Raw genomic sequence first — 6257 nt, forward strand, 5'->3', positions numbered from 1 at the left:
AGGGTGTTGACGAAGAACCCGATCAGCGGCTCCACCTCCACCCGGTTGCGACCCGCGACCGGGCTGCCGATCACCACTTCGTCCTGGCCCGACAAGCGGCCCAGCACCGCCGCCCAGCTTGCCAGCAACGTCATGTACAAGGTCGCGCCGTGACGCTGGCTCAACGCCTTCAGCCGTGCGGTCAAGGTCGCGTCGAGACTGATGCCCAGCGTGGCGCCGGCGAAGTCCTGATGCGGCAGACGCGGACGGTCCGTCGGCAGTTCCAGCAAGGTCGGCGCGCCGGCCAAGGCTTCACGCCAATACGCGGTCTGCCGCTCCAATTGTCCGTCGGCCAGCCATTGCCGCTGCCACTGGGCGTAATCGACGTACTGGATCGGCAACGGCTGCAATGGATCGCTTTCGCCTTCCACGTGCGCCGTATACAGCCGACTCAGTTCTTCCAGCATCACTCCGATCGACCAGCCGTCCGAGACGATGTGATGCATCACCACCGCAAGACCGAACTCGTCCTCGCCCAACTGCGTTACTTGCACGCGCAGCAACGCATCGCGCTCCAGATCGAAGGGCTGGGCGAACAGCGCTTCGTCCAGCGCCGCGACCGCGGCTTCGCGGTCTTCGCGGCCGCGCAGGTCGTGCACACGCAGGTCCGGCGCCGCCTGCGCCGCGATCTGCTGCATCGGCTGACCGTCGACCAGCACGAAGCGCGTGCGCAGCACTTCGTGCCGAGCCACCACTTCGTCCAATGCGTGCGCCAACGCGGCCAGATCCAGCGTACCGCGCAGGCGTTGCGCGCCTGACAGGTGATAGGCCGCGCTCGCGCCGTCGATCTGACTCAGGAACCACAACCGCTGCTGCGCCTGCGACAGCGGCATGAACGCCTGCCGCGCAACCGTCGCGATACCGGAGGAGTCCGAGCGTTTTCCGACCGTTACGTGCGCCGCCAGTTTCCACAAGGTCGGCTGCTCGAACAGCTCGCGCATCGACAGGTTCACATCGAGCGCCTTGCGCACGCGCGAAGCCAGTTGCACCGCCAGCAGCGAATGTCCGCCCAACTCGAAGAAATCGTCGTGACGGCCGACTTGCTCGACCCGCAGCAGCTCCGCCCAGATCGTGGCCAGGCGTTCTTCCATCGCGCCCTGCGGCGCTTCGTAAGCACGCCGCGCGTACGCCGAATCGTCCGGCGCCGGCAAGGCTTTGCGATCGAGCTTGCCGTTCGGCGTCAGCGGCCATGCGTCCAGCCGCACGAAGGCCGACGGCACCATGTACTCCGGCAATCGGCTCGCCAACGTTTCGCGCAGCGCGCCGACATCCAAGGCCTCATCGCTCAGGCAATACGCGATGAGGCAAGGATCGCCGGCCGCATCTTCGCGCGCCAGCACGGCGACTTCACGCACGTCCGCGCACTCGATCAGCCTGGCTTCGATCTCGCCGAGTTCGATCCGGAATCCGCGGATCTTCACCTGGAAGTCGTTGCGGCCCAGCAGCGTGATCCTGCCGTCGGCCGACCAACGCCCGAGATCGCCGGTGCGGTACATCCGCGCATCGGCCTGCGACACGAACGGATCGCGCACGAAGCGCTCTTCGGTCAGCGCCGGCTGGCCCAGGTATCCCCGCGCCACGCCCGCGCCCGCGATCCAGATCTCGCCCGCGACGCCGACCGGCACCGGCGCACCGGCCGCGTCCAGTACGTAGACCCGGGTATTGCCTACCGGGCCGCCGATATCGCCGACGAAACCGCTGTCGCGCGTCATCGTGGTCCAGGTCGAATAGGTCGTCGTCTCCGACGGCCCGTACAGATTGCACAGACGCTCGACGTTCGCGCTGCCCAGGATCCGCTCCGCCAGCGGCTGCTTGAGCGCTTCGCCGGCCACGTTGACCACCCGCACGCTCGGCGGAATCGCCTGCGCGCGCGTCAACTCCGCCATCGCCGAGGGCACCGTGTTGATGAGCGTGACCGGCAACGCGCCGTCCAGCAGCGCCAGCGCGTTCGCCACCAGCGTCACCGTACCGCCGACCGACAGCGGCGCGCCGTACTCGAACAGCGACAGGTCGAAGTTGATCGAGGTCGAGAACAGGCAGTTACCCAGGTCCTGCGCGCTGAACGCACGCGTGGCCCAACTCACGAAGTTCACCGCGTTGCGGTGCTCGATCGCCACGCCCTTGGGCCGGCCGGTCGAACCGGAGGTGTAGATCAGGTACGCCAGGTGCGACGCTTGCAGACCGACCGCGGTCGCGTCCGGGTCGGCCGCGGACGCATCCGCCCAGCGCGCCGCGTCGGACAGATCCACGATCGTCGGCGACAAACGCGGCTCGGTGCGGTCCAGCGCCGCGCGCAGCACCGGACTGCCGATCGCATCGGCCAGCACCGTGCGCGGCAGCGCATCGTCCAGGATGTGCGCCAACCGGTCCGCGGGATAGCTCGGATCCAGCGGCACGTATGCGCCGCCGGATTTCAGCGTCGCCAACAGCGCCACCATCATGTCGGCGTTGCGTTCGAGGCACAGTCCTACGCGGTCGTCGGGCATCACGCCCAGCGTCCGCAGGTGATGCGCCAGACGGTTGGCGCGTGCGTTCAACTCGGCGTAACTCAGCCGCTGCGCGCCGGCCACCAACGCGAGCGCGTCCGGCGTGCGCCGCACCTGCGCTTCGAACAACTCATGCAGACACGCACCGTGCGGGTAATCCAGCGCAGTCGCGTTCCAGTGCGACAGCATCCGATCGCGCTCGGCCTCGCCCAGTAACGGCAACTGCGCGACCGCGCGCTCGCTGTCGGCGACCATGCCGCGCAGCAGGCGATGCCAGTAGTCCGCGTACCGCGACACCGTATCCGCATCGAACAGCGAGGTCATGTAGCCCAGCGCGCCCTCGATACCGGTGCCGGTATCGCGCAGATCCAGAATCAGTTCGAACGGCACGGTGGTCGTCGCCAGCGCTTGCTCGGCGACCTCGATGCCGGCCAGATTCAACCGGTCCTCGGCCTGACTCTGCCAAGCCAGCATCACCTGGAACACCGGCGAATGCGCGGTGCTACGCGGCGGCTTCACCACTTCGACGATACGATCGAACGGCAGGTCCTGATGCGCCTGCGCGTCGAGCACCTGGGCGCGCGTGCGCGCCAACAGTCCGGCCACGGTCGGCTCGCCGCTCAGTTCGATGCGCAGCGGCAGCGTGTTGACGAAGAATCCGATCAAGGGCTCGATCTCGGCGCGTGCGCGTCCGGCGATCGGGCTGCCGATCACTACCTCGTCCTGGCCCGACAAGCGGCCGAGCACCGCCGCCCAACTGGCCAGCAAGGTCATGTACAAAGTCGTGCCGTAACGCTGGCTCAGCGCCTTCAGGCCCGTATATAGCGATTCATCCAGTTGTAGACCGATGGCCGCGCCGGCGAAATCCTGATGCGGCGCGCGCGCGCGATCGGTCGGCAGTTCGAGCAAGGTCGGCGCGCCGGCCAGCGCTTCGCGCCAGTACCTCGCCTGACGCTCGGACGGACCGCCGGCCAGCCACCGCCATTGCCACTGGGCGTAATCGATGTACTGCACCGGCAACGGCGCCGGCGATCGCACGGCCACTCCGGTTTCCAAGGCATAGAACGCGCTCAGTTCATCGAGAAGCACGCCGATCGACCACCCGTCGGAGACGATGTGATGGAGCACCGCGTGCAGGACATGGACGTCGTCCGCGATCCGCACCAGTTGCACGCGGATCGGCAACGCCGCGCCGAGATCGAAAAGCTGCGCGACGAAAGCCGTGCCGAGGGCATGGCTGGCGCTCTCGGGATCTTGCTCGGCACGCACGTCCTCCAAGCGCAGCTCGAACGCGTCCGCGCCGACGAACTGCTGCATCGGCTCGCCGTCCACCAGGACGAAGCGGGCGCGCAGGATTTCGTGCCGTTCGACGATGCGCCGAAATGCCCGCGTCAGTGCGCCGACATCCAAAGCGCCGGTGAGGCGAAGTGCGCCGGCTGAGTGATAGGCCGCGCTCGCACCGTCGACCTGAGTCAGGAACCACAGACGTTGTTGCGCCGGCGACAGCGGCATGTACGGCTGGCGCTGCACGGTTTCGATCGCCGTCGTCACCGCGGCGGTGGCGACCGAGACCCGCTCCGCCAAACGTGCGAGCTCGGAGGCCTCGAACACATCGCGCAAGTTCAGCTCGATATCGAGCGCATCGCGCACGCGCGTCGCCAGTTGCACCGCCAGCAGCGAGTGGCCGCCCAGTTCGAAGAAGTCGTCGAAGCGACCGACCCGTTCGACCTTCAGCAGTTCGGCCCAGATCGTTGCGAGCGTGGCCTCCACGCGCCCTTGCGGGGCTTCGTAGCCGCGACGCGCGTAGGCCGCATCGTCCGGCGCCGGCAAGGCCTTGCGATCGAGTTTTCCGTTGGGCGTCAACGGCAGCGACGGCAGGACCACGAACGCCGCCGGCACCATGTAGTCCGGCAGTTGCGCCAGCAATTGCGTACGCAAGTCGGCGACCGCCGCGGCGGCCTCGGACGGCATCGTCACGTAGGCCACCAGCCGCTTCTCGCCCGGTGCGTCCTCGCGCGCCAGCACCACCGCTTCGCGCACGCCGGCGCATTCGGCCAGCTTGGCTTCGATTTCGCCCAGCTCGATCCGGAATCCGCGGATCTTCACCTGGAAGTCGTTGCGGCCCAGATATTCGATACTGCCGTCGGCCAGCCAGCGCGCCAGATCGCCGGTTCGGTACAGCCGGGCCTTCTCATCGCTCGAATAAGGATCGGCGACGAAGCGTTCCGTGGTGAGTTCCGACCGGTTGTGATAACCGCGTCCGACCTGCACGCCGCCGATGAACAGTTCGCCGGCGACCCCCACCGGGACCGGTTCGCCCCGAGCATCCAGCAGGTAGATCGCGGTGTTGGCGACCGGCCTGCCGATCGGCACGATGCCGGCATGCGCGTCGTCGACGCAACGCCAGTAGGTGACGTCGACGGCTGCTTCGGTCGGGCCGTAAAGATTATGCAGCTGCGCGTTCGGCAGCTCCATCCGGAAGCGCTGCTGCAAGGCATACGGCAACGCTTCGCCGCTGCATTTGACGTGGCGCAGCGTGGCGCAACGCGCCAGGTCGTCCTGGGCCAGGAAGATCTGCAGCATCGAGGGCACGAAGTGCATCACAGTGATGCCGCAACGCTCGATGATCTCCACCAGATACGCCGGGTCCTGATGGCCGCCGGGGCGCGCCATGGTCAGGCGCGCGCCGGCCAGCAGCGGCAGGAAGAACTCCCACACCGACACGTCGAAGCCGAACGTCGTCTTCTGCAACACCCGATCGTGCGCCCCGAGCTCGAACTGATCCTGCGCCCACAGCAGCCGGTTCACGACGCCGCGGTGCTCGTTCATCGCGCCCTTGGGCAGACCGGTCGAGCCCGAGGTGTAGATCATGTAGGCCAGATGCCACGGCTGTACCTCGACCGACGGGTTCGCATCGTTCTGCGGCAGCGGCGGCAAGCGATCCAGGTCGAAGACCGGGAATGAGGCTTCGACCGCATGCGACAGATCGGCGATCGTCGCCGACAAGGCGCCGTGGCTCAGCGCCGCCTTCGGTGCGCAGTCCTGCAACATATGGCGCAGACGATCTTCCGGATACGACGGATCGATCGGCACATAGGCCGCGCCCGCTTTCAGGATCGCCAGCAGGCCGACCACCATTTCGAGGCTTCGCTCCATGCAGATCGCGATGCGATCCTCCGGCCCGACGCCCAACGCGATGAGATGATGGGCCAGACGATTGGCGCGTTGGTTCAACGCGGCATACGTCAGCGTGGCTTCCGCCGCACCGTCTTCATAACTGAGCGCCGCCGCATCGGGCGTGCGCCGTACTTGCGCTTCGAACAGCGCGTGCACCGTCGTCTCCGGGTACTCCCGGGCGGTCGCATTCCAGTCGCGCAACACGCGGGTGCGCTCGACCTCGTCCAGCAACGGCAGACGCGCCACCGCCGTCGTCTCGTCCTGCGCCATCCCCGCCAGCAGACGCTGCCAGTACCCCGCGTAACGCGCCACGGTCTGGGCATCGAACAGCGAGGTCATGTAAGTCAGCGTGCCGGCGATTCCGTCGTCGTGCTCGCACAAGTCCAAGGCCAGATCGAACTGCGCCGTGGTCGCTTCGCGCGCGAGCGCTTCGGCCGTTACGCCCGGCATCGCCAAGCGCGCTTCGTCCTGATTCTGCCAAGCCAGCATCACCTGGAAGATCGGCGTATGCGCGGTGCTGCGCGCCGGTTTGGTCACTTCCACCACATGATCGAA

At 67.3% G+C, this 6257-nt stretch carries 1 protein-coding gene; it reads right to left on the bottom strand.

Annotated elements, in window-relative coordinates; genetic code table 11:
- The coding region (locus tag ACTOWJ_RS29300; RefSeq protein WP_441338173.1) for an amino acid adenylation domain-containing protein at positions 1 to 6245 on the bottom strand (6245 nt) is incomplete at its 3' end.
- Positions 6246 to 6257: the final 12 nt, after the last annotated feature.

Origin of the sequence: Lysobacter sp. CA199, from assembly GCF_052078715.1 — a bacterium.
In the GTDB taxonomy this organism is placed as follows: Bacteria; Pseudomonadota; Gammaproteobacteria; order Xanthomonadales; family Xanthomonadaceae; genus Lysobacter.